This is a genomic window from Bacillus sp. F2HM (assembly GCF_019266135.1).
GTDB classification, from domain to species: Bacteria; Bacillota; Bacilli; order Bacillales; family Bacillaceae; genus Bacillus; species Bacillus safensis.
In genome coordinates this window covers 18,587-45,506 of the sequence record NZ_LRMO01000026.1, presented here as the reverse complement: position 1 = coordinate 45,506, position 26,920 = coordinate 18,587, and the positions used below count along the sequence as shown (strand labels likewise).

Here is a 26,920-nt window from a genome sequence, read left to right as displayed (position 1 = left end):
CAGCACTTTTGAGCCAGTGGAGTGATGTTGGCAAACAAAAAATGTGTATACTCTCTGAAACCACGTATAGGTTTTTAAAACTTATGACCATATAAATGGTTAACAATTGAGTATTTAATGTGGATTTATGAGTAACTTTTGGTTAACTATAGCTACATCATAATGTTAAAAGCGCTTTCAGTCAATCAATTATTAGAAAAAACAAAAAATAAAAAGCTGAGTTTTTCTAAACAACCTTCTTATTCAAAGCCAAAACCTCATAAAAAAGCTGCCGAGTTTATCGACAGCTTCACTTTAATGGCCCCTTTTTTGTTTCTTTTGATCATTTCAATTATGAAGAGAATGATTCTAAAAATGAATGATTCCTAATTCTATTGATGTTTTAATTGCTTCAGCTCTTGATGTCACATTTAGTTTTTGATAAATGTTTGTTAAATGTGCTTTTACAGTTCTTTCGGAAATTCCCATATCAAATGCAATTTCCTTACTCCGAAACCCTCTAGCTACTGCTTGCAAAACGAGCATCTCTTTTTCGGTAAGCAAGTGGTTGTCTGTTTTCAATTTTTCTTGAGGTTCTTTGTGTACGGTTGATTCAAATACCTTTGAGGCCACATTTGATTGAAGTAAAATGTCTCCTCTGATGGCCGCTTCAATTGTATTAAATAAGTTTTCTCTGCTGGCATCCTTTAAGAGGTAGCCTTTTGCACCAAGCTGTAACCCTTGAATCATTAATTTCTCTTCATTATAAGTAGTGAGAATGAGTACGGGAACTTTTATTTGAAGAGTCTGCATTTCTCTAAGCATATCAAGCCCGCTCATCATAGGCATGTTGAGGTCAAGTAATACAAGGTCTGGGGATTTTTCTTTTATGACATCTATCCCCTTTCCTCCATCTTCTGCTTCTCCAACTACTTCAAATCTTTCGTCTGTTTCAAGAATTAATTTTAATCCTTCTCTCACAACATAATGATCATCAACAATCACAATTCGATAAGACACTGTATTTACTCCTTTTTCAAAGGTATGTTCACTATTACTTGTGTACCTTCATTTTTTTTACTTTTCAAATGGATCTCTCCACCAAGCAGCCGAACACGTTCTGACATACCAATGATTCCGTAATGTCCAAAAGTGGATTCTCGTTTTTTCTCATCAAATCCCACTCCATTGTCTGCTATTTCCAAATGGATGTGATCACCTTGTTGTACCATTACTAACTCGACTTGGCTTGCTTTGGCATGTTTTGAAACATTCGTTAAGCATTCTTTTATCATGTAAACTGTATGTTCAATAAAAAAAGGCGACATATTCTGAGGTACAGAGATCTTTGTACGAATTGGGATATTCGTTGCTGTCGTAAATCGATTTACTTCATTTTTCACTGTTTCGGTTAAATCGGATTGATCATGACGATCCTTCCGAAGGTCATCAATCACCATTCGTGCCTCACCTAATGTTTTTCGCGCTTGGCTCATTGAGCCCTTGATAATGCTTTGAGCACGCTCGGTATTTTGATTCTCTAAATGTGCTTGAACAGCTTCCAATTGCATAATAATGCCTGCAAGCCCTTGCGCAAGGGTATCATGTAAATCTCTCGCCATTCTTTGACGCTCATTAGCAAGGGTTAACTCTTCCACCTGCTGATGTGCGAGTTCGAGTTCCTTTAGAAACGTTTGAGTTCGAATTCTAGCCTTTACTTGTCTAAAAAATAAGATAGAGTATGCAACGACCACAATAAGGATAAGAAATAAAATCGGAATGTAGACAGTCAGATCATCTGTATCATTAACCAAAATAAGAGCTAGAAAAAAAAGCACATAAAAACAAAGTCCTGTCAAAATAATTTTTAATGTATGATAGTATACACCAATGCTCTGAGCAATTATGATCGGTAAAAGACCAATTAAAATCACAGGAGAGGCAGCTGGCATGGCTAAAACACAAAGTAGAATAACGATTCCTTGTATGAAGAAATAAATCCAAGGCTTCTTCTGGAACCAATAATATGACCACCAATGAAAAATCAGATGAATTGCAAAAAGGCCAGAAAAAAACAAACTTGAAAGCGATAAAGATACTGTTAAAAACTGAAAAATCATCGCTGCAGCATAAACAAGAATGCCCCATAATAACGTGGGAATTCGGGAATATATCATTTCATTAAATGGGTCTATCCGTTTTTTACCCATAAACGCTCACCTTCCAAATCCCATCATAACACGAAAAATACCGCCCGCCTTTTAAAGAGGCAATGGCGGTATTAGAATTTTAACATTTTAAAAAGAATAAATTATATAATCTTCTTTTCTTTTTGGGCAATTGACTCTCCTTCAATATCAATATGCGGAAGCAATCGTGCCAGCCATTTAGGTAAGTACCAATTTGCACGCCCTAATAGCATCATACAAGCGGGGATAAAGGTCATTCTAATGACAAATGCATCGAATAAAACCCCAAATGCCAATGTTAATCCCATTGTTTTAATAATCAAGTCTTGAGCAAAAATAAAGCTTGCGAAAACGGAAATCATAATTAAGCCTGCTGCAGTTACAACCCTGCCACTATGCTGTAATCCAGAAATAACAGATTTCTTTGCATCCTGAGATAGAAGGAATTCTTCCCTCATTCTACTAACTAAAAATACTTCATAATCCATTGCAAGACCAAATAATATTCCTGTTACTAGTACAGGCATAAAGTTCAACAGAGGACCTGCTGCAGGTATTCCAAACAATTGCGCAAGGTGTCCATCCTGTAAAACAAAGACAGCAAAACCTAATGTAGCAGTTAATGTCATTAAAAACCCTAGTACAGCTTTTAATGGAACAAGGAATGATCTAAATACAAGAATCATTAACACTAAAGCAAATCCAATAATGACTCCTGCAAATTTCGGTAATGCTTCACTGAGTCTATCTGAAATATCTATATTCACGGCAGTAGAACCTGTCACAAGAAACTTTGTGTCAGTTACGCTCGATTCATTTCGAATGTCTTTCACTAATTGCTTCGTTTCTTTATCCTCCGGACCACTTCTAGGTAAGATTGTTAACATGGCGTACTCACCTGATTGATTAGGTATCGCCGGCGTGATTTGTTTGACACCATCCATTTTTTCTAACAATTTTGATGATTCCTCGATGGACTTGGATTTCATCGTTTTATCTGCTTGAGAGGCATCTACGATAACAACAAGTGGTCCATTAAACCCCTTGCCAAATCCTTCTGCTAAAAGATCGTATCCTTTACGTTCAGTTGTTTCTTTGCCTTTCATACCGTTATCCGGAAGACCAAGCTCCATATGAAGTGCTGGCCAGCTTACCAATCCTGTCAATAAAATGACACCTATCATTATTTTACCCGGATGCTTTTGAATAAATCTTCCCCAGCCCATTGTTTTTTTCTCTTTTTTTGGCTGTAATTTAGAAAATAACTTATTTTTCCTAGAAGGACTCACCTTATCTCCAAGAAGCCCTAGTATAGCTGGAACAATCGTGAGAGAAACAAGCATAACAGATAGTACCATAAAGGCTCCCACAAGGCCCATGATACCTAGAAATGGTATGTCAACTAATACAAGTCCACATAATGCAACAATAACAGTGACGCCCGCAAATAATACAGCACTTCCTGCGGTACCCACTGCTCTAGCAGCAGCCTCATTCAAATTGTAGCCTTCTGCTAACAGCTGTCGATATCTTGAAATGATAAACAGTGCATAATCAATTCCTACTGCAAGACCAATCATCACCGCTAATGTGAGACTAAATGCAGACATTTCTACAAAGTTTGAGGTGATTAAAATGACCATAACACCTATTACTAACCCAATCACAGCCGTCAATATTGGTAATCCTGCGACCAAAAGTGAAGCAAATGTAAAGGCTAAAATCAAGAAGGCGAAGACAATCCCTATGATTTCAGAAATCCCACCTATTTCAATTTCAGAGAATGCGACGGAGCCGCCTAATTCTGTTTGGATGCCGGCATCTCTTGAAATCTTAATGCTATTTAATACTTTCTCTTTTGAGGATTGCTTTACCTTATCCGCTTTCACTCGATACGTAATATCCGCATATCCTATCTTCTTATCTTTACTTATCGTAAAGTTTTGATATAAATCGGTCACCTGCTTAACTGCTTTATCTTTTTTAATTTCTTTTATCGTCTCATTAATTTTATCTTTCACTTTCTTTGCTTCTAATGTTTCATCTTTAGGTGCTTTAAATATCAGACGAATTGTTCCCTCATCATCACCTGCTGGGAACTTCTTTTCCAAGAGATCCATCGCTTTTTCAGATTTTGTTCCTGGAATCGACATATCTCCATTAAATGAAACGCCTGTCCCTATTGTTGCTGCAACTACAGCTACTAAAATAAGTAACCAACCGATTAACATTCGTTTAGGCTTAGTAAAAGCAAAGTTTCCTAAGTTATATAAAAATTTAGCCATTCACTTACTCCTTTTTCATTGAATTCATGATATTCACCTCTTTATTCTACGCAATGAAATAGTGAAGTGAAATTGTACTTTTGGGCAAAAGGGATTGTACATTCAGGCAAGAAAAAGAGCATCTCTCTTGAGATACCCTTCATATTTATATTGAAGATCTGCCATATATCCTCTTCTATATAAATCCCAATATCTCATTTTGTTGATGCGCTAGTTCCATTCCCTCTGCTAGATAAAGAGCGTTCATTTTATCTATATCATCATCTGGCCAATTCCGGATCAGTTGACGCAATCTCGCAGCGACGGTCTGACAAACATCTGGTGATAAGTAACTATCAGAATCGGGTTGTTCCAGCAATGGGATGATGTCGTCATGGTAGTTTTTAAAGGGTATTTCCCCACCAAACCCCTCCATATCATCTAAATTCATACCAATACTAGCTGCTAACCTTTTTCTAAAATCATGGAAGTCACTGTATGACCAATGTGCCTCGCAATGAGTAAAATCCAATCCCATGAAGCATTCCTCCGCTTTCAAGTTGTATTCTACGGGTTATTTTGACTTAATCCCTGCCCCGCAAAGAGGTATGACAATGGTTTCTTTTGATTCCTTTTTATATTTCAAGTAGCCGGCAAAATTGACTGCAGATGTCACTTCTACATAAAATCCTTTCTCACTTAGTTTAGAGCGTGCATTCAATATCTCATTTTCTTCAATATCTATAAATGTACCATTGGTATCTTGTACAGCTTCTAGAATTTGTTTGGAGCGCGCCGGGGCAGCAATGGCTATCCCTTCTGCTAAGGTCCCTGTATTCGTAACAGGCGATGCTGATTCCTCCTCGTTTTGATAAGCTTTCACAAGAGGTGCACAGTTTTTCGCTTGTATGGCAATGATTTTCGGTATTTTATGAATCAAACCATTTTCAAATAACTCTTTAAAGCCATAATACGCTCCTAGAAGGAGAGTACCATTTCCAACCGGAATGATTAAAGCATCTGGTGCTCCTTTTATTTGTTCATAGATTTCATATGCGTATGTTTTTGTTCCCTCAAAAAAATAAGGATCATATACATGGCTTGCATAAAAAACGTTTTCGTCGTCTACTGCTTTTTGGGCTGCAGCAGCAATGTCCTCGCGTGTACCACGAATTTCTTTAATCGTTGCTCCATGGGCTTTTATTTGAGCGACCTTTTTAGGTGAAGTTTCATCGCTTAAATAGATGTCACATGCAATCTTGCAACGAGCTGCATAAGCGGCAATCGCTGTTCCTGCATTCCCGCTGCTATCCGCAATGACTTTTGATACCCCTAATTCCTTTGCCTTTGTCATTAAAACAGCAGCTCCTCGATCTTTAAAGGAGAGTGTAGGCATCATATAATCAACTTTTACATAAGTATTTGGCTCATTCGGATCTAAAAGGATTAACGGAGTTTGACCTTCACCCATTGTTACAGATTCCCAGGTCTTAGAACCCTTTGAAAATGGCATGGTTTCAACATAACGCCATAATGAGTTTGGATATTGATCCCAAGCCGCCATGTCTATTTTAGGGGTATCTTTCACCAGGTTTAATACGCCGTTACAATCACATTTCCATAGAGTTGGTGCCATCTCATACTTTTTCCCGCAATGGTTACAAATCAATTGATTCATCATCCATCATCCCTTCGGATAATTTTTTATACAAAATATATTATTTTATATATCTTAGGCAAAAAAATATTCTAAATATAAGAAATAGCATCAATTTCAATTTTGAAACCGAAATGTAATTCATTCGTTGGTACAACAGTACGTGCTGGTTGGTGTTCACCGAAAAATTCAGTGTAAACCGCATCTACTTTGTCCCATAGTTCAATATCAGAAATGTATAATGTCATACGCAAAATCTTTTCTTTTTTACTTCCAGCCGCTTCTACAATCATCTCCACATTTTTAAGCGCTTGTAATGTCTCTTCTTCAATGGGGCCGAATTCTTTTTCTCTCGTTTCAGGATTGATGGCAAATTGTCCTGAAACATAGACCGTGTTTTGATGAATGGTTGCGAATGCATAGTGTCCGTTGGCTTTTAGATTCCCTACCTCAAGGATGCTTTTCATTTCGTTTCCCCTTCATTCGATTTATGTTTGATCTCATCCAAATAGCTATAGACAGTGACTTTAGAAATTCCTAACATAGATGCGACCTTCTCAACAGATCCTTTCATTAAAAAGATTCCTTTTTCATCCATGAACCTTATTAATTCAATTTTTTCATAGCGTTTCATGACTGGGTGGACACTGTTTTGAATGATTTGTTGAATCAATTGATCTACGATTTCTTCCACATTTTCAAGATCATCATTTGTAGTTGTTTCATTCTCTTGAACTTCAACTTTTGTAGAAAGAAAAGTATCCATAAATTGCTGCATTTGATTCAATGCTTCAACATCAAAATTGATACAGAATGCCCCGATTACCTTTTGCTTCGAATCACGAATTAATGAAGTCGAAGAACGAATGGTACGGTTGTCTTCGGTTTTAAATGTATACCCAGCAAGATAATCTTCTTTAAAATCTTCTGATTGTAAAACAGTCTTTACCAAATGATCAAATGATTGACCGATTTTTCTTCCCGTCACTTGATGATTGACTGTAAACATGACAGATGCTTGAGGGTTCGTTAAATCATGAATCACTACTTCACAATTTGGTCCAAACATTTTTGCCGTAGATTTTGCTAAAGGAATATAGCTCTCTAATAAATTCTTTATATTTTCCATGCCTAAGCACCTCATTTGTTTATTCCACTATATTGTATAATTTTTTATATGTAAAAACAATATATAGATTTTTTTATATATGCTGAAAAAGTGGAGAAAATATAAAAAAGCAGCCATTGACTGCTTTTGCTTTTGCTCCTTTCTAATTGACTTCTTGCTGGATTCCATACAAAATGACTTCAATTCCCCACCTGAACCGTTCCATTGATACGGTATCACCTGCAAACATTTCTTCTTTCAGGCTATGGATGAAAGGAAACCGCGTTTTGTCTGCATCATGAAATGCTTTTTTTGTATCTGAAATCTGCGAAGAGCCATGTTTCTTCCAAGAGACCTTTTCGTATGCTACGGAAGATACGTATAACAGTAGCAGGTCTACTCCCCATGCAGCAGATGTAGATTTGATCCCACCTTCATGCAATGCAGCGAGAATATGTTCGGTCAACTGTAAAAAGTTCGTTCTTTGTGGGATGGTGGAAAGAGAAATTTCAGCAAGACCAGGTTTTTCGAATAGAGGTAAATGAAATTGAAAAACAATGAGATGTTTTGTGATATAGAAACAGGTGTATGTGGTGTAGGTGAAGAAGAGGATATTCAGGTCATTGATTTTCAGCAACCTAAAAAAACAATAACGCTCTATTATGTAACAGATCCGATTTGTTCGCATTGCTGGGCAATTGAACCTGTGCTGCGTCGATTTAAAGAGCAATATGGACATTATTTTCATTTCCAGACTGTGTTGGGTGGACTGTTAGAGAAATGGCATGGCGGTCCAATTGATCCTGCAAACGGAATTTACAAACCTGCTGATGTGGCTGGTCACTGGAGAGAGGTTGGAGAACATTCTCGCATGCCAATTGATGGGTCCTTAATGATTGACAATCCTGTTCAATCTTCCTACCCGCCCTCTCGCGTGTTCAAAGTGATTCAAAAACATCATGATGATGCACTAGCCTATACTTTTTTACGCCGTGCGAGAGAAGCGCTATTTGCATTCAATCAAAATATATCTGATGTCGCAGTGTTGATTGACATCGTCAACGACCTTGGACTTAACGGAGATGTGATTGTCCATGAAGCGGAGCTGCCAAGCGGCCAGGAATTATTAAATCAAGATTTTAAGCTTGTTCGAGACCTTGGTGCTAGAGGTTTCCCAACGATCATCTTCGTCAACGAAGAAAATAAAGGAGTCAAAATCACGGGAGGACGCTCATTTGAAGTCTATGTTGAAGGATTAAAGCAAGCTTTAAACACTGAAGAACTTGAACCGAAAAAACGCCCAGCTGTTTCTACCCTGCTCGAAAATGAAAAACTTCTATTTTCTAAAGAAATTGAAGTAATGTACGATGTTGACCAATCAAATGTACGGTCTTTTATGGAGAAAGAACTTCCGCAGCAGCAGTATCAAATGAAAGATGTGCTGGGGGAACTGTATTTTACAACTTCAACATAAGGAGAATGACGATGCCACATTTATTACAGGTGGATTTTAAGATGAAGGGCCCTTTCGGTGATGAAATGGCAAAAGAGTTTTCTGATTTAGCGAAAAGTATAAATGAGGAAGACGGATTCATATGGAAAATATGGACGGAGAATCCGGAGAAGAATGAGGCTGGCGGAATCTACTTATTCGAAACAAAAGAAGCAGCTGAAAACTATCTTGAGATGCATTCTAAAAGAATCACTAGCTTTGGAATAACAGACATTAACGCTAAAATCTTTAACATTAATGCTCCTCTTACTCATATCACAAAAGGTCCATTAAAAACTCATCAAGGTTGACACACGAAAAAAAGAGCGGCTGATGGCTGCTCTTTTTTTCGTGTGATTTCATCGATTCATCCACTTTACATGTTCTTTTTTCTCTTCATTGACGACGAGTTGAGAGATTTCAGGTCTTGAATAATGCCCGACTACATCGAAGTCGATTGGAATAATAGGAGTGTAAAATGAACAATATAAAACATACTTTGAAGGCTTTTTTTAAAATCGTGGCGGATATATATTTTGGGGATCAGAAATAGAAACAAATATTTTTCCATGGAGAAACAAAAAAAGCCTAATTCTCAAGGCTTTTTTTCATTTTAGATCACTTTCTGCTCGTTTTCTTAATCAAGTCCACGCCATCGTATGATAGACTTTCCACATGTACAGGCTTTTGCAGAATGTAATGATCAAAAAACGTCCTTGTATAGTCTGTGATAAGATTCCTCATCTCCATCGCATCCCGTTTGCCTCTCAGTTCTTCGTTTACACCGGTAAACACGATGTCGCAATAATCTAAATGTGCAGCATGATTAACAGAGAAATAATAGGTTTCCATGCTATTGTTTGCGCCAATGATTGCATTCATATGATAGTTAGGCTCAGAAAAAAGCAGCAAAAAGGTTTTTTTCAGGTCGCTGTCAAGAAGACCAAATGCACCGCTATCGAGGCCAATCCCACAGGCAAATCGGTCGTCATCCCGGCAAACAATCGCTGTCGTAGGCCCTCCGTAAGAATGTCCGATTATGCCCATGCCGGCATCAAGCAGCAATCTGCCATTAAAGATGGAATTGAGTTCCCCGGAGTCTAGTTTGTAAAGATAATCGGCTGCATACTTTACATCCTCTGCCTGTAATTCACTATATTTCGTTAACGGATGAAGTATTGGCAGTGTAAGGACGTTACGACATGTCTCAATGGCAGTTTCATCGTCTGGCCGCATCGTCATCTGACCAGCCAGCGCCATCATGTCTGGATCTTCAGAAAACGCCATAATGACATCTGAAAAATCCTTTGATACATTAAACAGACGCCCATCTTTACGCTTATACATCGTGCTGTTTTGATGACCGATACTGACGACAACATACCCCATGCTTGCAAGGTCTGTACAGATCACAGTCCCCCATTCTGGAGAGCCGCCCCCGCCGCAAACATAAAATAACACTGGATAGCGTTCTTCTTTCCCGGAAAGAGCCAGGTCGTCGTAACAATGCGTTTGGATATCGATAGAGAAAAAATCCTTTTCCTTCATATATTCAGTGACAAGCGGCTGGTCATGCAGCATTTCGTATACTTCAGGAAACATGTACGTTGATGGGGTCTTCACTTCATTGCTATCAGACGGATAGTATACAAATGCGGTCAGTTCCCTTTTTGAGTGATCAGATGCCTGTACTCAAAATCCATCTGTGTGCGCCCGGCAGTATAGCCGCCGATTGGTTCTGGGAATGCGTCATATCTTTTCATTCTTTTGTCCCCCTTATGATTTAAAGTGAGTGTGAAAGACACATTGCAAGATAAACGCCTTCAAAACGATGACCGCTCTCTTTATGTTTCTAGCTTTGTGATATAATAACTTGTCAATGCCAACCGCTTAGTGAAACAGAAATGAACTTGCTGGAAGGTATTCATCTTGTAAAAAAATCTGAAGAAAAGATAGGTGATCACAATGAGAAGGCTTGAGTCTGGTATGTCAGTAGACAATGAAATATTTTCTGATATTGTCAGGTATGAACACGAAACGATAAGCGGATCGACGATCAACAACTCGAATGTTCATTCACCTATATTTTGGAGCTGTCACCTGCGACATCTTGTATTTAATACGTGTGATCTGACGAATGCGAGATTTTTTGCAGGTAGTACAGTTGAGCATTGTACTTTTATTCGTTCCGATTTGTGCTCTGTTGGGGTTGCTAGGGGCGAGGCTGTTTTTAAGAATTGCGAATTTTCCTCCTGTGATATGAGAGGAATGACATTGGAGAATGCTGTGTTTATCAACTGTACATTTTATCAATGTAGGTTTAATGACCGCATTTTACAAGCAGCGAATATTGTTCATTGTACCTTTACCGGTAAGCTAGTGGATATAACGTTTGAGGGAAATGGTAAACAAAAGCTGATCGCCAATTTTGAAAACTGCATTCTTGACGGTGTTCGCTTTATAGGCTGTGACCTGTCGCATTGTATTCCGCCAGCTTCCAAAAACCATCTATATGTTGAAAAGGTCTCCGCGCGTGTCAAACAGGCATTGCTGAAGATAAATCATGACCCTCATCTTTCTGACGAGGATCGTAAAGTACTGGTACGCAGCCTGCGCAAGCTTGAGCATTTGGAACAATATATTTTTAACACGGCGCATATGGAGAAAATACATGGTGCTGATTTTGTGGAGCGATTTTTCAGTTATTTGGATTGTAACAAAGAGAACGCTTGATGCTTGCTGCGTCCCTCTTCCTGCTAAGTCTAGGTCGTACATCAACTTCGAGTATATTTGAGTGGAATCAATTCCCCAATTTTCACTTTGACTAGTTCGCCATCTATTTCTAAGATGACAAAACATTCTGGTCCGAAATCTGAAATGAGCTCTCTGCAGATGCCACAAGGGCTTACGACCCTCAATCTTCTATCCTCTTCATCTGAATATGGATGCCGAACGGCAACAATTGTATCAAAATCTTTATATCCATTCGATAAAGCACTGCCAATTGCAATGGCTTCTGCACAAACCGTTACCCGTCCGATATACGCTTCTATATGAACAGCCGAGATCATTTCTCCTGTTTTCATGCGGATAGCGGCTCCTACATGGTGTTTATCCTCTTCATAAAGGCTCGTAATCTTCTTTTTTGCTTCGTCTATTAACTCTACATCTTTTGAAGTAAGATTAAATGTGTGCATGGTGTCCCCTTCGCCCTTCTATGCTTGTTTTGAATATACTGATCTATTATACCAAACTGAAGAAGAGTTGAATGGAACCAAAAAAAGCTGATTTTTGTGAATAGCTTTTTCGTTACGCTCTTTTATAGCGGGCATACATATAGCGAATGATTTTTGTGATGACAGAGGTACACATGCATAAAAAGGTCATCAACACGACCCAATACATATTTGACATGTCAAACCCAGTATAGGCAAATATGAAACTAGTGGAGACGGCAAATGTGATGATAAGAACGATATAAACTCGCTTAAAGATGCAGTAGCCAACAATCCCCCAAATCAAAGATAATAAAGGCAATGTAAATAAGATCAGCGCCATAGGATGAAGAAAGAAAACACTCATCATGTCACTCTCCTTTTTGAACCGGTGAAGAACCGAATATGTACCATATTAATAGGAAATTCGTGCGTTGTAAACAAAAAATGGAAAAAGACTGCTTTAAGTAAGCAGCCTATTTTTTCGAATATTTAAGTCAGAGCATTTTGATGTGTGAAAAAGACCTAACTATTTATCACCTGAATGATTTTTTCCTGAGCATCTTGTGCCTCAGGGATTGGCATGACGACAAACACATGCAACATTTCTGGATAAACAAAGGTTTTCATGTCAATTCCTTGTTCTGTTAGCTTTTCATCAAGCTTTAGTGCATCTGGATATAAAATATCATGTGTTCCAATAAAATGAGTGATCTTCCCAAGACCATGAAAGTCCCCATGAATTGGACTGATTAATGGGTCAGTTACCTTTTTATCTGCTGCCCACATTTTTGTAATGACATCTATTCCTTCTGGCGCTAGAATGGGATCTTTATCGGCATATTCAGATATAAGGGGATTGCTTAAACTCATATCAACACATGCAGATAATAAAATAATATCCTTCGGCTGCGGCAGACCTTCCATCTTTAAGAGATGCGCCAGGCCAAGTGAGATATTTCCGCCCGCTGAATCTCCCATAATTGTTAATTGATCGGTACTCTCAACCGTTTTTAGTATTTCTTTATATAGATTTAAGATTTTCGGATAGGTATCTTGGTAGCTATAATGAGGTAATTTAGGATATATAGGAGCGACCACTTTGGCATTAAGGGATTGAGCCATTTTATCCATGTACCACCAATGGAAACTAAGAGGCTGGTTTACCCAAGCACCACCATGTATATAGAGAATCACCTTTTGCTTTTGCGACATTTGGTCATTCAATGTGAAAACCTGCATTCCTTCGAAAATTTGCTCCTTTATTTCACTCACTAATTTCACATCATCTCCGATTGCATAAGGCTTAATATTTTCTATTTGAGACAGAAAGCTTTTGGTTTTTTCGACACTAGCAAAACTCTCTTTATTACTTTGGGACGTGAATAATGTTTCAAATTGAATACTTTCTTCAGAACGTTCTCCGTTAAAAATTTCGACACTCATTTTATTTTCTCTCCTTTAAGCATGTTTATTCGTCATCCTCATTCATCACACGAAATGATTTGAGATACACTTGTACTTCTTTCTCAGGAGTCTTTAATAAGTTAGATAAAAGGTCTTGAATGAGGCGCAGGCTTTTAATTTTCTTTTCAATTTCTTCATGTTTATGTTTTACGATTCTTTTTAAAGTATCAAGTTCTATGTCTTGACTGAGCATTTCCAATATTTCTTTTATTTCCTTTAGTGAATAACCTAATGATTTGGCATCTTTGATCAATTGAATTTTCACAATATAATCTTCTGTGTATAGTCTATAACCGTTCGAACGGCGTCTCGGGACAGGTAAAATGTTGTGTTCTTCATAGTAACGAATTGCGGCAGGGCTTATTCCAGTTTGTTTGGCAAGTTCACCTCTAGTCATCAACTCCATTGTTACTCCTTTTTCGTGATTTTGTTTTACTATAATTACATTATAAAGGTTGAACTATACTTCAAGGTCAAGAGATGTTTTCGTGAAAAATAAAACACCATCGCATGCAGCCGGTTAAGGCGCCCTGAGATGGTGTTTTTCATCATTCAATCTGCTTTTATAGGTCTTCTCCATTTGATGCAATTACATTTTTGTACCAGAAAAATGAATCTTTACGGTAACGATTCAGTGTACCATTTCCTAGGTCGTCTTGATCCACATAGATCAAACCATAGCGTTTAGTCATTTGAGATGTTCCGCAGCTGATTAAGTCAATACAGCCCCAAGGTGTGTATCCCATTAAGTCAACACCTTCTTTTACTGCTTCTTTCATCTGTTCAATATGTTTTTTCAAATAATCAATTCGATAATCATCGTGGATTTTTCCATCTTGTGTCAATGTATCTCTTGCGCCAAGTCCATTTTCACAAACAAATAAAGGCTTTTGGTATCTGTCATACAGTTTAATTAATGAAATGCGCAGACCCATTGGATCGATCGGCCAATCCCATTGTGATAATTCCAAGTGTTCATTTTTAATTGGGCTGTCAAACGTACCCGCTAGCTCAGCGGCATCTTCACGCGCTTCTGCTACGTGTGACATATAGTAGCTGATCGCAACAAAATCAACAGTGCCCTCTTTCAAAATTTGTTCATCCTGCTCTTCAATATCCAGCTTGATTTGATTATCAGCAAAGTATTTCACCATGTATGTTGGATATTCGCCTCTAGCTTGAACATCAGGATAGAACATATTCAATTGATTCGATTTAACTGCCTGCAGCTGATCCTCTGGTTTTGTTGTTTTTGCATAGGCTTCAATTTGGTTAATCATACAGCCAATTTGGACATCTGGAATGATTTCCTTCGCTGCCTTCACTGTTAATGCACTTGCCACAAATTGATGGTGAGACGCTTGGTAAGCAGCCTGTAATTTATGGTCTACTAAATCCTCTAAAATGCCAGCACCTGTATAAAGACTATTGAGGTTCATATTCATTTCATTAAACGTAATCCAATATTTCACTTTGTTTTTATATCTTTCTAAAATCGCACGTGCGTATTTTTCGAACAATGGGACAAGCTCTCTACTCATCCATCCATTATATTTCTCTGTTAAGGTAATCGGCATTTCATAATGAGACATCGTTACTAGCGGTTCAATTCCATATTTCGCACATTCATCAAATACTTTATCGTAAAAAGCTAACCCTTCTTCATTCGGCTTGTTCTCTAAACCTGTTGGAAAGATTCTTGCCCATGAGATGGACAAACGAAAGACTTTAAATCCCATTTCTGCAAACAGTGCGATATCTTCTTCATAACGATGATAAAAATCAATTCCGCGTCTTTTTGGGAAATCAAATGCATCAGGATTTTCCTTGTATTTGTTTAGTTCAGCTGAACTAACATCGAATGTAAAGTTGTTTACTTTTCCTTGTGCATAGGGATCTTTATATGCCGCGAAGTCTGAAGTTGAAAGCCCTTTCCCGCCTTCTAAATATGCGCCCTCTATTTGATTGGCAGCTGTTGCGCCACCCCATAGAAAATTATCTGAAAAACCTTTTTTTAATTCTTTCATTTCAATCATCCCTTCTATTTATGATTAATGAATGAGCATTAAGAGTTTATTTTCTCCTGCGTTGACATAAGAGTCACCTGTATGGATGACATCCAGGTACTTCGAGGAATTAGTGACGATAATAGGTGTCACGACATTTAATTCTTTTGATTGAATTCCTTCTATATCAAATGATAATAAATGATCCCCGATGTTGATTTCATCTCCTTCTTCAACCAACACCTCAAAGAATTGACCATTTAGGCTGACGGTATCAATCCCTACATGTATTAATAATTCAATCCCCTCATCTGAAACCAAACCTATTGCATGTTTAGTAGGTGTAACGGTTACTACTTTTCCGGAAAACGGCGCTTGTACCACCCCCTTATCAGGCATAATCGCTACTCCCTTGCCCATCATTTCACTTGAGAAGACGGCGTCATTGACTTCAGATAAAGGGACGACCTGACCAGTTATAGGTGCTTGTACTTCATAAGGGTTTACTTGTCTGGCAGCTTGTTGATTGACTGCATTCTCTGGATTTTCAGATGACTTTTTCTGTTTTTTCGGCTGATCTTCATCTTTTGTAGCAGGTTCCTTGAAACCAAGGAACATAGTGACAAGCAGTGAGACCAAAAAGCTCAGCGCTATTCCAATTAAAGCGAGCTGGAAATTGTTTGTGCCTTTCATAATGTAGGTTGGCAGAGAAGTAATACCTGGAATTGAAAATGCTGTCGTTTTGACTGAAAATAAACCATAAAAACATCCGCCAACTGCGCCGCCAATTATTGAAGCATAGAAAGGCTTTTTCAATCTCAGTGTGACTCCATAAATGGCTGGTTCTGTAATACCAAAGAAACTCGGAAGCAATGTTGATATTGCCAAAGACCTCGTTTCTACTCGTTTCGTGCGAATGATGACACCTAAAACTGCGCCTGCTTGCGCCATATTGGCAATAAAGTTCATCGGAAGCAGCATGATATCGTAACCAACTTTTTCAAAGCTGGCAAACGTGCTTGGGAAGAATGCGTAATGCATCCCAGTTAGCACAATTAAAGGCATGAGGCCTCCCATTAATAATCCTGCAATCGGTCCAGCAAAATGGAATAAAGAAGTGAAAAAGATCTCTAAATACTGACCGAAAACGTTTCCAATAGGAGCTATGAAAGCTAGTGTTAGAGGCGCTGTGATCATTAAGCTCAGTACCGGTGTAAATACGATGCTTAAGGATTTTGGAATGACTTTCGTTATCCACTTATCGATAAAGCTAAGTAGCAGTACTCCTAAAATAATCGGTAAAACGGAAGAAGTATAATTATTTAATGGAATACTCAATCCTAAAAAACTAAGTGGATCTGCCCCTTTTGCTGCCCCTTCCACCATCGTCGGATACAATAAAATCCCAGCGAGTGCCATCGCGAGAGATTCTCGTGTTTTAAATTTCTTCGCTGCAGAATAAGCAATGAGGAAAGGTAAAAAGTAAAAGACAGCATTTGAAAAGATTTGTAGTACAGCATAGGTAGAGCTTTTTTCCGTCAGCCAGCCTAAACTAACGAACAAGGCCATGATCCCTTTAATCAATCCACTACCAACAATCGCCGGCAAAATCGGTGTGAAAATTCCGCTAATGACATCGAATACGACTTCGATTGGATTCATTTTTGACGTATTTTTAGCAGTAGAAGAATCATTGCTGCTGTCACCAATCAATTGGTCGATTTCCTCATAGACTTCTGCAACTTTTGCTCCAATAATGACTTGGAATTGACCGCTTTGGAATTGCGCTCCGAGCACTCCATCTACTGTTTTCAGTTCATCTACTTTTACCTGTTTTTCATCGTTGATATTAAATCTCAGCCTCGTAATACAATGCCAGCTTTGAGATATATTGCCGGTTCCGCCGATTAATTTGATAATTTCTTGCGCCAATTCTTTGGTGTTCATGTCTTCACCCCTTCATTTTCACAAAAAAAACCTAAACAAAATCCACCATTAGAAAGACCATTCTTCTAAATGGAGATTTGTTTAGGTTAATGCTTTTTCATAACACGCCTAAAAGAAATCAAGTATTCTGTTGATGTTTCTTTGTGATTCTTTCAATATGAATGACTAGAAAAACAAGTTCGTCTTCTGTGACATTCCAATTAAATTCACGTTTTAACATTTCTTTAATAATCAAACCGCATGCATAGCTCTTCATATAACGATCCTGAATTAATTCTTTTAATGAATCATCCATCTGCTGAGGCGGTTGATTTGTTTCTTGTCTGACAATAAAATATCTCAAATGAGTGATAAACCTCGAATAATCTATCGATGATTTATCTAATACCATCTCGAAAATGTTTTGAATAATCTTAACGATTTCTTTCGTGAGATGGGTCATTTTGATCGTATCTCCCATAGACTGACCATCTATTTGAGCGTTTACAAAATGAAGGGCAATGAGTGAAGCTTCTGTATCTTCAAAAGTAATCCCCATCATTTTTTGAATAATTTTAAGTGCTTTTTTCCCAATTTGATATTCTTGAAAATATAGATGTGGAATTTCCCATACGATCGGGTTCTCATATTCCATTTTTTCTTGATGCCTTTGAATAGAAAAGGTAAGATGATCAGATAGCGAAAACAGCATGCTGGAACCTAATTTTTTATTCAACATCTCTTCGCCCATATGAATGATTTTTTCAGTTAATAAAAGAATATCTGTTGGGATAGCGGCAAGTTGAGATTCTAATGGAGATGTCTGATCAGAATAAAATGTCTTACTGACAGCGCTCTCATCAAGAGTATCACCTTTTTTCTTCTTAAAGCCTATTCCGGTACCAAAAACAACTACTTCATTTTGAGTGTCTGTTAGAGCTAATACGATATTATTGTTTAAAACTTTAACGACGGTGAACATCTTCATCCCACCTTACCTAAAACTGCTAAAAAAAGCATAAAAAAACACCAAAATCTCAGCAAACAACGTACAAATGTACAACATGTTTACCTGACTTGGTGGTGCCTGATGATATCAGTAACACTCCTGCATCGGTTACGACTTTATTGTAAACACAGGATAAACCAAAGTCAACTATTTTTTTCGGTAAAATAGATTTAAATACCTATATTATAGTATGTCGCTTATAAATTATTTTAAAAGGTAAATAAGTTTAAGGTTGCTGTAAGGTTCGGATTAATACAGGTTAAGGTTCAGGTAGTACAATGGGTTTGTAGTTAATAAATCATAGAGGTGAAACGTTGTGAAAGGAAATAAAGTCTTGTCTTCATTATGTTACTTCAGTATCTTTTTCGCACCATTTTTGTTCCCAATTATCGTCTATTTCTTAGGTCAGGACGACGTGAAATATCATGCGAAAAAATCATTATGGACGCATATTATTCCTTATTTGATTTTTGGTATTGGCATCCTTGGTTCAGGTTTACTTGGTATGAAAGATATCAGCCATGCGGGGCCTTTCTTAATTGCGACATATGCAGTAACATTCCTTGTTGCTATCTACTTCTTCATTTGGAACATTGTGAAAGGCATCAAAGTGTTTTCAGAATAAATAATAGATGAAAAAAACGGTTCTGTTGTTGATCAGAACCGTTTTTTTGTATGTTTTCATGCTGGTAGTTGGATATCAATTGTTGTTCCTTTCCCTACACTGCTGCGGATTGTGATATCCCCGTCGTGCTTGACGATAATATCCTTTGCAATGGCCATCCCAAGACCAGAGCCTGCATGCGAAACTTCTGTATTCGTCCCTCTGTAATAGCGGTCAAACACTTTTTCCAGCTCTGCCTCTTCTATTCCTCTGCCGTTGTCTTTAATCGTAATAAGGGTTTTTTCTTTTTGTTCAAGCTGTACAATGATCGTCACATCAGGATCATTGTGAACGAGGGCATTTAAAATCAGATTGGTGACCGCTCTTCGAATGAGGATTTTATCAATATTCAGCATGAGCTTGTCTTCATTCGTTTGAAGCTCAATCGTCTGATCGGCATATCTTGAATCGTTTAAAATATCGATTAACGTTTCCCTCAGCAGTGACACAATGTTGACCAGCTCTTTATTGAGCATGACGCCGTTATTTTTCAGCCTTGTCGTTAAATTTAGATCCTCCATGACATCTTTGATATACAATGATTTATTCTCAATGATGCCCGCGTAATGTCTAATGTCTTGCTTTGAAAGAGGATACTTTGGATCTTTCATGATTTCTGCATAGCCTTGAATAGAAGCTAGCGGCGTTTTGATATCATGTGAAATATGGCTGATCCATTCTTCCCGCATTTGCTCTAGTTTGTCTTTTTCTTTTTTGCTTGAAGCGAGCTGCTCTGATAAGTGATTGACATTATAGAAGACATCTTTATAAATTCCTTTAGCAGGCAGATTTGTCGTGTAATCTCCGTTTGCCAGCCGCTGGATGCTATGAATGGCACGGCCGAGCGGTTTTGTGAGCTGCCGGCTGAATAAGTAACCAATGAGTAACGCTATGATGGCATCAATTGATAATAAAATCATCGTCCCGATATTGAATCTTGTTACTAAGTCCTTCGTGTCAAACGAGAATAGGTATTTTCCGATGGAAGGGTCTTTAAATCCGATAAAGTAGCTGTATTCTTTGCCTTTTACTTTTTTTCCGCCAGCATAAATGGTCGATAATAATTGCTTATCTTTATATTTATGTAAGTTCACGATTTCTATCGGTGTATATTTGTTCTTTAATCCTTTAGGTGCCCGTGCATGATACACATCTTGGCCATTTTCGTCTAAAATTTGAATCCATGCATTCTGTTGTTTTAAGGCTTTCTGCCCTTCTTTGTTTACGGAAATTCCTTGATCAGAAAAAGAGACATATTGTTCAAATGATCTTGTGAAGGTTTCGGGCGTATTTTCCTCGTTATGCTGGCTGTTTGCCTGAAGTACGAGCCAAATCATAAATCCGAATAAGTTGATAAAGACTGTGATAATGGTCACGATAATGACAGAGACCATATACCTGCCTGTTAATCGCCATTTCATCTTTACGCATCCTTTACAACAAATTTATAACCAAGCCCTTTGACGGTGACGAGAAACTCTGGTGTTGACGGGGAATCCTCTATTTTTTCCCGAAGTCTTCGGATGTGAACCATCACCGTATTGTCAGAACCGAAGAAGTCTTCCCCCCAAACGGTTTGATAAAGCGTTTCTTTACTGATGACGCGGTTCGGATGCTGCAAGAAGTAGGTCATCAGCAGAAGCTCTTTTGGTGTGAGCTCAATGACCGCACCATTTTTAGTCAGTTCTGCTTGCTGCTCGTTTAACTCAAACGGCCCTTTTTTGATCACTGGATCGGCTTGAGTTGACTGCAAGTATGAGATCCGTCTCAGCTGCGCTTTCACCCTGTAGGCGACTTCCTTTGGGCTAAACGGTTTTGTAATATAGTCATCCCCGCCGATGGCAAGTCCTACAATTTTGTCTGATTCTTCTCCCTTTGCTGATAAAAAGATAATCGGAACATGGGAGGTCTCTCTGATTTGTCTGCAAATATCATAGCCTTCACCGTCTGGCAGCATAATATCAAGTATGACAAGGTCGGGTTGTTCTTGATGAAATTTTGCAAGCCCATCACGGGCAGTTGAAGCAGTTATGACGCGATCAATGCCTTCTCTTGTTAATACAGTGTTAATTAATTCCAAGATTTCTTTTTCGTCATCGATCATTAATACTTTGCTTTGAAGCTTTGGCATACATTGATCACTCTCCTGAAGTCATTGCCATTATTATACCCAATGTAAGTACAAAGTGAAAAAATCAACTTCCTATTTGCATAAAAAAAGCCAATTTTCTTTTGAAATGAGAAAATTGGCTTTTGGTGATTCAATTCATTCTAGCGTTTGACCACAAATGTTGTCACACTTTGAGCCGGGAGATGAGCCCAAAATTGATTACCTGATATATTTAAGTCTGTACCAGGCTGAAGGTTGCTGTTGCTGCTTGTGATCCATCTTGACGCTTGTGAAGCAGTTCCATTTTGCATCACAAAGTGCTGATTGACTCCTGTATTGTTTTTGTTAATCGCGACAATGACGACCTGATTGTTTCCTTTATAGGCTGATACGAAAACATTCGGTTCAGGACTTTTTGTTGCATCAATTCTGACGTATCCTGGGCGTACAAACTTGGAGAAATGCGCCATGTTATAACCGCGTTTGCTGATCAGGCCATCTTCTTTCATAGGACCGTAGGATCTGCGGATGTACCACCAAACATATGCCTGAAAGTCCCCTTCTACCATCGAATGGTGAATATGCTCTGAAACTCCTAATGCTTCAGGCCAGCGGTCCGCTGAATTGTTATCGCTATTCGGGTAGTAGACCTCTGTCATCCAAAGCTCCTTTCCCCCTCCTTTTTGTTTGAAAAGAGGATATGGAAGCTGGCTGATTTGGGTTCCGTACAAATGGGCTCCGAGAATGTCCATGTTTCCAAGCGCCTGCGGATCGTTTAAGATAGGATCTGATATATTTTTAAGGTATTGAAAGGATTCTGGCGCGATCACGCGGGCATTAATGGAGCCAGCATTTTCTCTCATGAAACGCAGGATTTCCTGAGGAGTCCACCATGTCCATTCGTGTGCATAATCGGGCTCATTTTGTACAGATATAGCATAGAGATTGACGCCATTATTTTTCATATACGTCACAAAATCGTTCAGATGCTGAGCATATGCGGCGTATTGATTGTATCTCAGCCGCTTTGCAGATGTACCATTCCGGTTGAATGTCTCTACCATATTGCTTGGAGGATTCCAAGGTGAAGCGATCACCAAAGCTCCATGCTCTATTGCTCTTTTGGCAGTGGCGACCTCTCTGTGCCAATTATTTCTGTTCTCATCTACAAAAATTCTTAGAATGGAAAATCCTAATTGATTCTGTCCATTGCCAAAGGCGGTTTCCCTTTGAGGTGCGGTCAAATCACCAATCCAAGCCGGATGGTTCATTCCACCAAAGCCGCGAATCACTTGTCTTTCCGCATTGATATTAATATTGGCATCTGCTGCTGAAACCTCAGTGACGCCAGGTCCGATGAACATGACAGACAGCATAGTGAAGCAGATCAATAAAGTACAGATTGGTTTTTTGATCATTGACATCAAATTCGTCCACTCTCCTATCATCTTGTCTTTCCTAGTTACCTTTGAGTAAACTGCCATGAATCAAATTGGAATAGGTTTGCACCTGTTCCAGTAAAGACAAAAAATACGTTGTGCACGCCTGCTGCTCCGTTTACTGCCGTTTCTACTTCTCGCCAGTTATTTGTTCCCCCTGTGGAAGGGACATTCAGTGTTCCGACGAGTCTGCCGTCAGGACTTCCGAGGCGTACTTCTATTTTCCCGCCTGCATTTGATGCTACATTCGCTTTAAATGTTCTCGCACCGTTTGATCCGAAATCGACGTTACTGGCAGCCACCCAATCTCCGTTTTGAATGTTTGTGACATGCTGGTTATTGACCGGTCCGCCTGGAGCTGAAGAGGCCTCTGTCAAAATGCGTCCATTCCATGCGAATGTTTCAGCTTCTACCCGCTGATAAGGATTCAGGTTGGAAAGCTGTTTGACCCCTTCAAAATTGGCTGCAACCTCTCGAAGAGAGCCGTCAGCATTATGCACAAGCTTATTTATATGTGGAGATCTGTAGCCTTTTCCTGCCCCGTATAAGGCAGAGCTGACCGTTTGGGTATGATACACGACATACCACTCGTTTTTAAAATTGAACACAGCATGATGGTTGTTACCGCCTCCACCGAAAAATGCACCCGGATTTTTCAGGAAGTGCCCTCTATACGTAAAGGGACCCATCGGACTTGAGCTCGTCATATAACCGATCTCACCAGGTGGTTTATCTGCTGGGTGGGAGCCGCCAAAGTTGATGCAATAGGAATAGTAATAGGTTCCGTTATACTTATGCATCCCTGAGTCTTCAAACATAAAAGGAGCATCAATGGTCGAGGCGCTGCCCACAACACTTGTCATATCAGGCCCTAGTTTTAAGACTCTTGCTGTTTTCGGATTGGCCCATTGTCCCTGCGTTGGATTAGAACCGCCTGGTACACCTCCACCGGCATATAAATACCCAGTGCCGTCATCATCTACAAAAACGGCTGGATCAAACAGCCATACAACCCCAGACATTCCTGGTGTATTTGGCGTGACGAGCGCTTTTCCGATAGGATCTGTCCATGGGCCGATTGGGGAGTCTGCTGTCAGAACACCAATCCCTCCGCCGCTGTTCGCGAAATAAAGGAAAAATTTATCTTTCCCATTGATTTTTTTCACTGCCGCTGATGGAGCCCAGGAAGCACCTGCCCATTTAGCGATCCCTTTGCCGCCATTTGCTCCATTTGCACCGGCTACTGGAATCGCGCCATGATCTGTCCAATTCACCATATCTGCTGAAGAGATGACGAAGACCCTATTCAAATTGGCAAAAGAATTATCCTTAATCGTTCCGTTGCTGTGATATTCATAGTCATCACTCGACATATAAATGTACACTCTTCCGTTATAGGTGAGCGCAAACGGATCAGCGCCCAAGTGGTGGTCTATGAGCGGGTTTGCATTTCCTACACGTTTTGCAATTGTTGTGCTTGCCGCACTCGCATCATATACCGGTAAACAACTCAGTACCAAAGCAAAAATCAATAAACCAACGCCGCACTTCATCCTCGTCCTCATCGTTTCATTTCCTCCTGTTTTCATCTTCCTAATATTGGGGTTTAGGCCCAATTTCAAAATATGTTGATAGGTACTGATGAAGAATGAATAGAAAGAATGATTTCTAGTGCAAATCCTTGCTGGAATCACGATGAAAACCCTTACTTTTTGACTAGAAGACAACAAAAAATGCAGTCTCCCATGATGGAGCTGCATTTTTTCTTTTTTGGAATGAAAAAGAGACTGCTTTCAGCAGCCTCTTCTTTTGAATTGATTATACTTTTTCAGGGACAAATGATTGATGATAAAAGGCTGGACGTTCTTGGAGATGGATTGGTGTTGTCTCACCAGTTGCCTTTGCTTTAAGACAAGCATCTGCTGTTACGGCAGCTACATATCCATCCCAAGCAGTAGGTCCATTTACTTCTCCTTTTAAGGAGGAATTGATCCAATCCTGCAATTCTTCGTCATAGGCTGCTTTAAATCGATGCTGCCAGTCTGTTAAGATATTTGTAGATCGTGTTGCCTGACTATGCAAAACGACACTGGCAGGATCAGGCAGACTTGCAATCCCTTTTTCACCGACAATTTGACACTGAATGTCATAGCCGTACTGACAATGAACGAATATTTCGCCATTGATGATGGTTCCTTGTTGCGTTTTCATAATCACTATTAAAGGATCTTGTAAGTGCTCAGCAGCTTGCTGCGTTTTTTTAGGTGCAATGACTTGTACGGATACGTATTCATCATTTAGTAACCAGCGGTGGACATCGATTTCATGAATGAATGTATCGACAATTGACATATCTCCTGTATATGTGTCAGGGACGGTTTGGTTTCTATGTGCAGCATGAATTATTAATGGTTCACCTACTTGTCCTTCATCCAGTACTTGTTTTAAAGCGCGATATCCCGAATCGTACCGGCGCATATATCCAACCTGTACGAGTAATTTCCCTTTCTTCATTTCAGCCTCGACTATACGAATTCAGCCTTCTGCTGTGGTTGCAAGTGGTTTTTCACAAAAAACAGGTTTATTAGCTTCAATAGCAGCTAACACATATTCTTCATGTGTCGGCCCCCATGATGTGACGATAACGGCATCTACCTCATTTGATTGAATGAGTTGATGGCCATCCTCATAAATACGTGCATCAAGGCTGAATGCATCTACGATGGCTTTTGCCTGCTGTCTGTTCACATCAGTAACAGCCACCACTCTTCCTTTAGACAGCGTATTTGTAATTCGCTTCATATGATCTTGACCAATGGCACCTATACCAATAACACCAATCTTTAATTCCATCTTGTTACCTCCTGTATTTGTGCTTTTTCGCACAGCTGTTTTGAAGTTGATAGGAGTATGTTGTATTACATATAACGAGCGGTGACCATTTTCTTTCTAGTATAAAATTCAACACCGTCCGTGCCATTTGCGTGCAGGTCGCCATAGAATGAATCTTTCCAACCTGAGAATGGGAAAAATGCCATTGGTGCTGGAACACCGACATTAATACCTAACATGCCTGCATCAATATTCTCGCGGAATTCCCTCACACTTGATGCACTATCAGTGTAAAGGCAGGCACCATTTGCAAATTTAGACTCATTGGCCATTTCAATAGCATCAGCAAGCGATGAAACGCGAACAATGGATAAAACGGGAGCGAAAATTTCGTCCTGCCAAATTTTCATTTCTTTTGTTACATGATCAAAAATAGTCGGTCCGATAAAGTATCCTTCTCCCTCTGTTTCACGATCTTTGCGGCCATCACGAATGAGACTCGCTCCTTCTTCAATACCTGATTGAATATATTGAAGCGTTCGTTCTTTGTGACTTTCCCGAATGACCGGGCCGAGGAAAACATCTTCATTCATACCATTTCCAATGACCATCTGATTGGATTCAGCGATTAATTTTTGAATGAGCTCGTCAGCGATATCTTCTTCTACTGTGACAACAGCTGCAGCCATACATCTTTCTCCAGCAGAGCCAAAGGCAGCACCAACAATTTGTTTGACGGCTGCATCTATATCTGCGTCTTTTAGGACAATGGAGTGATTTTTAGCCCCTGCAAGTGCTTGGACACGTTTGCCATGCTCTGTTCCTTTTTTATAGACATATTCTGCGACTGGCTGAGAGCCGACAAATGAAATAGCTTTGACCTTTTGATGTTCAAGCAGGCCGTTAACGACATCGTGAGCCCCATTGACTATGTTAAGAACACCTTTTGGAAGACCCGCTTCTTCAAATAGCTCTGCTAACCGTGCCGCAAGAACAGGCGTACGTTCTGAAGGTTTTAAGACAAACGTATTTCCGCAGGCAATGGCAAGCGGGAACATCCAGCAAGGAACCATCATTGGAAAGTTAAATGGCGTAATGCCGCCAATGACGCCAATAGGATAGCGGTACATGCCTGATTCAAGTCCAGTCGCAATATCTGGCAGCTGTTTTCCCATCATTAAAGTTGGGGCACCGGCTGCGAATTCGACGCATTCAATGCCTCGCTGTACTTCTCCGCGTGCTTCAGTTAAGCTTTTTCCATTTTCGAGCGTAACCAGTTCGGCTAATTCTTCCCATTTTTCGACTAATAATTGCTGATATTTAAAGAGAATACGTGCACGTCTTGGTACAGGGGTTTTAGACCAGCTGGAAAACGCTTCTTTTGCTGCTTGAACTGCTCGTTCTACATCTCCTTTTGTTGATAGGGGAACTTCTGCAATGATTTTCCCTGTTGCTGGATTATAAACGGGTTCAGTTTGACTTGTTTCAGCATTTACCCATTCTCCTCCAATATAATTTTTTAATGTTTTGACAGTTGTTTTAGCCATGGTATTCTCTCCTCTT

Annotated in this window: 24 protein-coding genes and 2 pseudogenes; 4 read left to right on the top strand and 22 right to left on the bottom strand. The window is 39.3% G+C overall.

The genetic code is table 11. The features are described from left to right. Window positions 1–348: 348 nt before the first annotated feature. The 8 genes from AWT60_RS16240 to AWT60_RS16205 all read right to left on the bottom strand — a co-directional run bounded on the left by AWT60_RS16240 (window position 349) and on the right by AWT60_RS16205 (window position 7,834). Window positions 349–999 carry a response regulator transcription factor gene (locus AWT60_RS16240; RefSeq protein ID WP_044334492.1) on the bottom strand — a complete coding sequence of 217 codons (651 nt, stop codon included), beginning with the start codon at window positions 997–999 and terminating at the stop codon, window positions 349–351. Between the two features lie 5 nt (window positions 1,000–1,004). Further along, complete coding sequence (locus AWT60_RS16235; RefSeq protein ID WP_218677484.1) at window positions 1,005–2,189, bottom strand: sensor histidine kinase; 1,185 nt, start codon at window positions 2,187–2,189, stop codon at window positions 1,005–1,007. A gap of 101 nt (window positions 2,190–2,290) precedes the next feature. Beyond that, window positions 2,291–4,453, bottom strand: coding sequence for an MMPL family transporter (locus AWT60_RS16230; RefSeq protein ID WP_218677483.1), 2,163 nt, complete (start codon window positions 4,451–4,453; stop codon window positions 2,291–2,293). Window positions 4,454–4,628: 175 nt separating this feature from the next. Next, window positions 4,629–4,970, bottom strand: a complete 342-nt coding sequence (locus AWT60_RS16225) for a hypothetical protein (protein ID WP_218677482.1) — start codon at window positions 4,968–4,970, stop codon at window positions 4,629–4,631. Window positions 4,971–5,006: 36 nt separating this feature from the next. Next, window positions 5,007–6,110 (bottom strand): threonine synthase, encoded by a 1,104-nt coding sequence (locus AWT60_RS16220; RefSeq protein WP_075612385.1) that lies wholly within the window; start codon window positions 6,108–6,110, stop codon window positions 5,007–5,009. Between the two features lie 71 nt (window positions 6,111–6,181). Then, on the bottom strand, window positions 6,182–6,556 hold the full coding sequence (locus AWT60_RS16215) for a RidA family protein (RefSeq protein ID WP_041085166.1): 375 nt from the start codon (window positions 6,554–6,556) through the stop codon (window positions 6,182–6,184). After that, the gene (locus tag AWT60_RS16210) at window positions 6,553–7,218 is read right to left on the bottom strand and encodes a helix-turn-helix transcriptional regulator (RefSeq protein WP_075611456.1); all 666 of its coding nucleotides are present in this window, start codon (window positions 7,216–7,218) and stop codon (window positions 6,553–6,555) included. Before AWT60_RS16210 ends, AWT60_RS16215 begins: the two co-directional genes overlap by 4 nt. A gap of 142 nt (window positions 7,219–7,360) precedes the next feature. After that, window positions 7,361–7,834, bottom strand: coding sequence for a TetR/AcrR family transcriptional regulator C-terminal domain-containing protein (locus AWT60_RS16205; RefSeq protein ID WP_256928539.1), 474 nt, complete (start codon window positions 7,832–7,834; stop codon window positions 7,361–7,363). On the opposite strand from AWT60_RS16205, the gene AWT60_RS16200 reads away from it, so the two are divergent. Together AWT60_RS16200 and AWT60_RS16195 are read left to right on the top strand one after the other, a co-directional pair. Beyond that, complete coding sequence (locus tag AWT60_RS16200) at window positions 7,745–8,671, top strand: DsbA family protein (protein WP_218677481.1); 927 nt, start codon at window positions 7,745–7,747, stop codon at window positions 8,669–8,671. The genes AWT60_RS16205 and AWT60_RS16200 overlap by 90 nt on opposite strands. An 11-nt stretch (window positions 8,672–8,682) precedes the next feature. After that, on the top strand, window positions 8,683–9,000 hold the full coding sequence (locus AWT60_RS16195; protein ID WP_073979515.1) for a monooxygenase: 318 nt from the start codon (window positions 8,683–8,685) through the stop codon (window positions 8,998–9,000). Between the two features lie 307 nt (window positions 9,001–9,307). On the opposite strand, the pseudogene AWT60_RS16190 reads toward AWT60_RS16195, so the two are convergent. Further along, window positions 9,308–10,452: pseudogene (locus AWT60_RS16190) on the bottom strand (alpha/beta hydrolase). A 202-nt stretch (window positions 10,453–10,654) separates the two neighbouring features. Here AWT60_RS16190 and AWT60_RS16185 point away from each other — a divergent pair. Further along, a complete protein-coding gene (locus AWT60_RS16185; RefSeq protein ID WP_218677480.1) occupies window positions 10,655–11,422 on the top strand; it encodes a pentapeptide repeat-containing protein in 768 nt (255 codons plus the stop codon). Window positions 11,423–11,463: 41 nt separating this feature from the next. On the opposite strand, the gene AWT60_RS16180 is transcribed toward AWT60_RS16185, so the two are convergent. The 7 genes from AWT60_RS16180 to AWT60_RS16150 form a co-directional block, all read right to left on the bottom strand. Next, the gene (locus AWT60_RS16180) at window positions 11,464–11,886 is read right to left on the bottom strand and encodes a cytidine deaminase (protein ID WP_218677479.1); all 423 of its coding nucleotides are present in this window, start codon (window positions 11,884–11,886) and stop codon (window positions 11,464–11,466) included. A 112-nt stretch (window positions 11,887–11,998) separates the two neighbouring features. Beyond that, complete coding sequence (locus tag AWT60_RS16175) at window positions 11,999–12,271, bottom strand: DUF2651 family protein (protein WP_218677478.1); 273 nt, start codon at window positions 12,269–12,271, stop codon at window positions 11,999–12,001. 158 nt (window positions 12,272–12,429) lie between these two features. Continuing rightward, on the bottom strand, window positions 12,430–13,350 hold the full coding sequence (locus tag AWT60_RS16170) for an alpha/beta hydrolase fold domain-containing protein (protein WP_075611462.1): 921 nt from the start codon (window positions 13,348–13,350) through the stop codon (window positions 12,430–12,432). A gap of 25 nt (window positions 13,351–13,375) precedes the next feature. Beyond that, window positions 13,376–13,777: a MerR family transcriptional regulator gene (locus tag AWT60_RS16165; protein ID WP_039178999.1), complete on the bottom strand. Its 402-nt coding sequence runs from the start codon at window positions 13,775–13,777 to the stop codon at window positions 13,376–13,378. 157 nt (window positions 13,778–13,934) lie between these two features. Next, the gene (locus tag AWT60_RS16160; protein WP_196770511.1) at window positions 13,935–15,398 is read right to left on the bottom strand and encodes a glycoside hydrolase family 1 protein; all 1,464 of its coding nucleotides are present in this window, start codon (window positions 15,396–15,398) and stop codon (window positions 13,935–13,937) included. A 24-nt stretch (window positions 15,399–15,422) separates the two neighbouring features. Further along, window positions 15,423–17,324, bottom strand: a complete 1,902-nt coding sequence (locus AWT60_RS16155; RefSeq protein WP_075611464.1) for a beta-glucoside-specific PTS transporter subunit IIABC — start codon at window positions 17,322–17,324, stop codon at window positions 15,423–15,425. A gap of 118 nt (window positions 17,325–17,442) precedes the next feature. Beyond that, complete coding sequence (locus tag AWT60_RS16150) at window positions 17,443–18,285, bottom strand: PRD domain-containing protein (RefSeq protein WP_041085182.1); 843 nt, start codon at window positions 18,283–18,285, stop codon at window positions 17,443–17,445. Window positions 18,286–18,628: 343 nt separating this feature from the next. On the opposite strand from AWT60_RS16150, the gene AWT60_RS16145 reads away from it, so the two are divergent. Beyond that, the gene (locus tag AWT60_RS16145) at window positions 18,629–18,937 is read left to right on the top strand and encodes a magnetosome magnetite crystal formation protein family (protein ID WP_041085183.1); all 309 of its coding nucleotides are present in this window, start codon (window positions 18,629–18,631) and stop codon (window positions 18,935–18,937) included. 56 nt (window positions 18,938–18,993) lie between these two features. Here AWT60_RS16145 and AWT60_RS16140 read toward each other — a convergent pair whose 3' ends face one another. The 6 genes and pseudogenes from AWT60_RS16140 to AWT60_RS16115 form a co-directional block, all read right to left on the bottom strand. Next, window positions 18,994–20,397 carry a sensor histidine kinase gene (locus AWT60_RS16140; protein WP_218677477.1) on the bottom strand — a complete coding sequence of 468 codons (1,404 nt, stop codon included), beginning with the start codon at window positions 20,395–20,397 and terminating at the stop codon, window positions 18,994–18,996. A 2-nt stretch (window positions 20,398–20,399) separates the two neighbouring features. Next, on the bottom strand, window positions 20,400–21,107 hold the full coding sequence (locus AWT60_RS16135) for a response regulator transcription factor (RefSeq protein WP_047203160.1): 708 nt from the start codon (window positions 21,105–21,107) through the stop codon (window positions 20,400–20,402). Window positions 21,108–21,247: 140 nt separating this feature from the next. Next, complete coding sequence (xynC, locus tag AWT60_RS16130) at window positions 21,248–22,513, bottom strand: glucuronoarabinoxylan endo-1,4-beta-xylanase XynC (RefSeq protein WP_041085186.1); 1,266 nt, start codon at window positions 22,511–22,513, stop codon at window positions 21,248–21,250. A gap of 35 nt (window positions 22,514–22,548) precedes the next feature. After that, window positions 22,549–24,090, bottom strand: a complete 1,542-nt coding sequence (locus AWT60_RS16125; RefSeq protein WP_218677476.1) for a glycoside hydrolase family 43 protein — start codon at window positions 24,088–24,090, stop codon at window positions 22,549–22,551. 253 nt (window positions 24,091–24,343) lie between these two features. Further along, a pseudogene (iolG, locus tag AWT60_RS16120) lies at window positions 24,344–25,378 on the bottom strand (bifunctional inositol 2-dehydrogenase/D-chiro-inositol 1-dehydrogenase). A 65-nt stretch (window positions 25,379–25,443) separates the two neighbouring features. Next, entirely contained in the window at window positions 25,444–26,904 is a 1,461-nt protein-coding gene (locus AWT60_RS16115) for a CoA-acylating methylmalonate-semialdehyde dehydrogenase (protein ID WP_218677475.1), read from the bottom strand. Between the last annotated feature and the right edge of the window lie 16 nt (window positions 26,905–26,920).

Coding starts and splice junctions, on each gene's coding strand:
- AWT60_RS16235 (WP_218677484.1), bottom strand. CDS start 2,189: ATGGGTAAAAAACGGATAGACCCATTTAATGAAATGATATATTCCCGA.
- AWT60_RS16230 (WP_218677483.1), bottom strand. CDS start 4,453: ATGGCTAAATTTTTATATAACTTAGGAAACTTTGCTTTTACTAAGCCT.
- AWT60_RS16225 (WP_218677482.1), bottom strand. CDS start 4,970: ATGGGATTGGATTTTACTCATTGCGAGGCACATTGGTCATACAGTGAC.
- AWT60_RS16220 (WP_075612385.1), bottom strand. CDS start 6,110: ATGAATCAATTGATTTGTAACCATTGCGGGAAAAAGTATGAGATGGCA.
- AWT60_RS16215 (WP_041085166.1), bottom strand. CDS start 6,556: ATGAAAAGCATCCTTGAGGTAGGGAATCTAAAAGCCAACGGACACTAT.
- AWT60_RS16210 (WP_075611456.1), bottom strand. CDS start 7,218: ATGGAAAATATAAAGAATTTATTAGAGAGCTATATTCCTTTAGCAAAA.
- AWT60_RS16195 (WP_073979515.1), top strand. CDS start 8,683: ATGCCACATTTATTACAGGTGGATTTTAAGATGAAGGGCCCTTTCGGT.
- AWT60_RS16185 (WP_218677480.1), top strand. CDS start 10,655: ATGAGAAGGCTTGAGTCTGGTATGTCAGTAGACAATGAAATATTTTCT.
- AWT60_RS16180 (WP_218677479.1), bottom strand. CDS start 11,886: ATGCACACATTTAATCTTACTTCAAAAGATGTAGAGTTAATAGACGAA.
- AWT60_RS16175 (WP_218677478.1), bottom strand. CDS start 12,271: ATGAGTGTTTTCTTTCTTCATCCTATGGCGCTGATCTTATTTACATTG.
- AWT60_RS16170 (WP_075611462.1), bottom strand. CDS start 13,350: ATGAGTGTCGAAATTTTTAACGGAGAACGTTCTGAAGAAAGTATTCAA.
- AWT60_RS16165 (WP_039178999.1), bottom strand. CDS start 13,777: ATGGAGTTGATGACTAGAGGTGAACTTGCCAAACAAACTGGAATAAGC.
- AWT60_RS16160 (WP_196770511.1), bottom strand. CDS start 15,398: ATGAAAGAATTAAAAAAAGGTTTTTCAGATAATTTTCTATGGGGTGGC.
- AWT60_RS16155 (WP_075611464.1), bottom strand. CDS start 17,324: ATGAACACCAAAGAATTGGCGCAAGAAATTATCAAATTAATCGGCGGA.
- AWT60_RS16150 (WP_041085182.1), bottom strand. CDS start 18,285: ATGTTCACCGTCGTTAAAGTTTTAAACAATAATATCGTATTAGCTCTA.
- AWT60_RS16140 (WP_218677477.1), bottom strand. CDS start 20,397: ATGAAATGGCGATTAACAGGCAGGTATATGGTCTCTGTCATTATCGTG.
- AWT60_RS16135 (WP_047203160.1), bottom strand. CDS start 21,107: ATGCCAAAGCTTCAAAGCAAAGTATTAATGATCGATGACGAAAAAGAA.
- AWT60_RS16125 (WP_218677476.1), bottom strand. CDS start 24,090: ATGAGGACGAGGATGAAGTGCGGCGTTGGTTTATTGATTTTTGCTTTG.
- AWT60_RS16115 (WP_218677475.1), bottom strand. CDS start 26,904: ATGGCTAAAACAACTGTCAAAACATTAAAAAATTATATTGGAGGAGAA.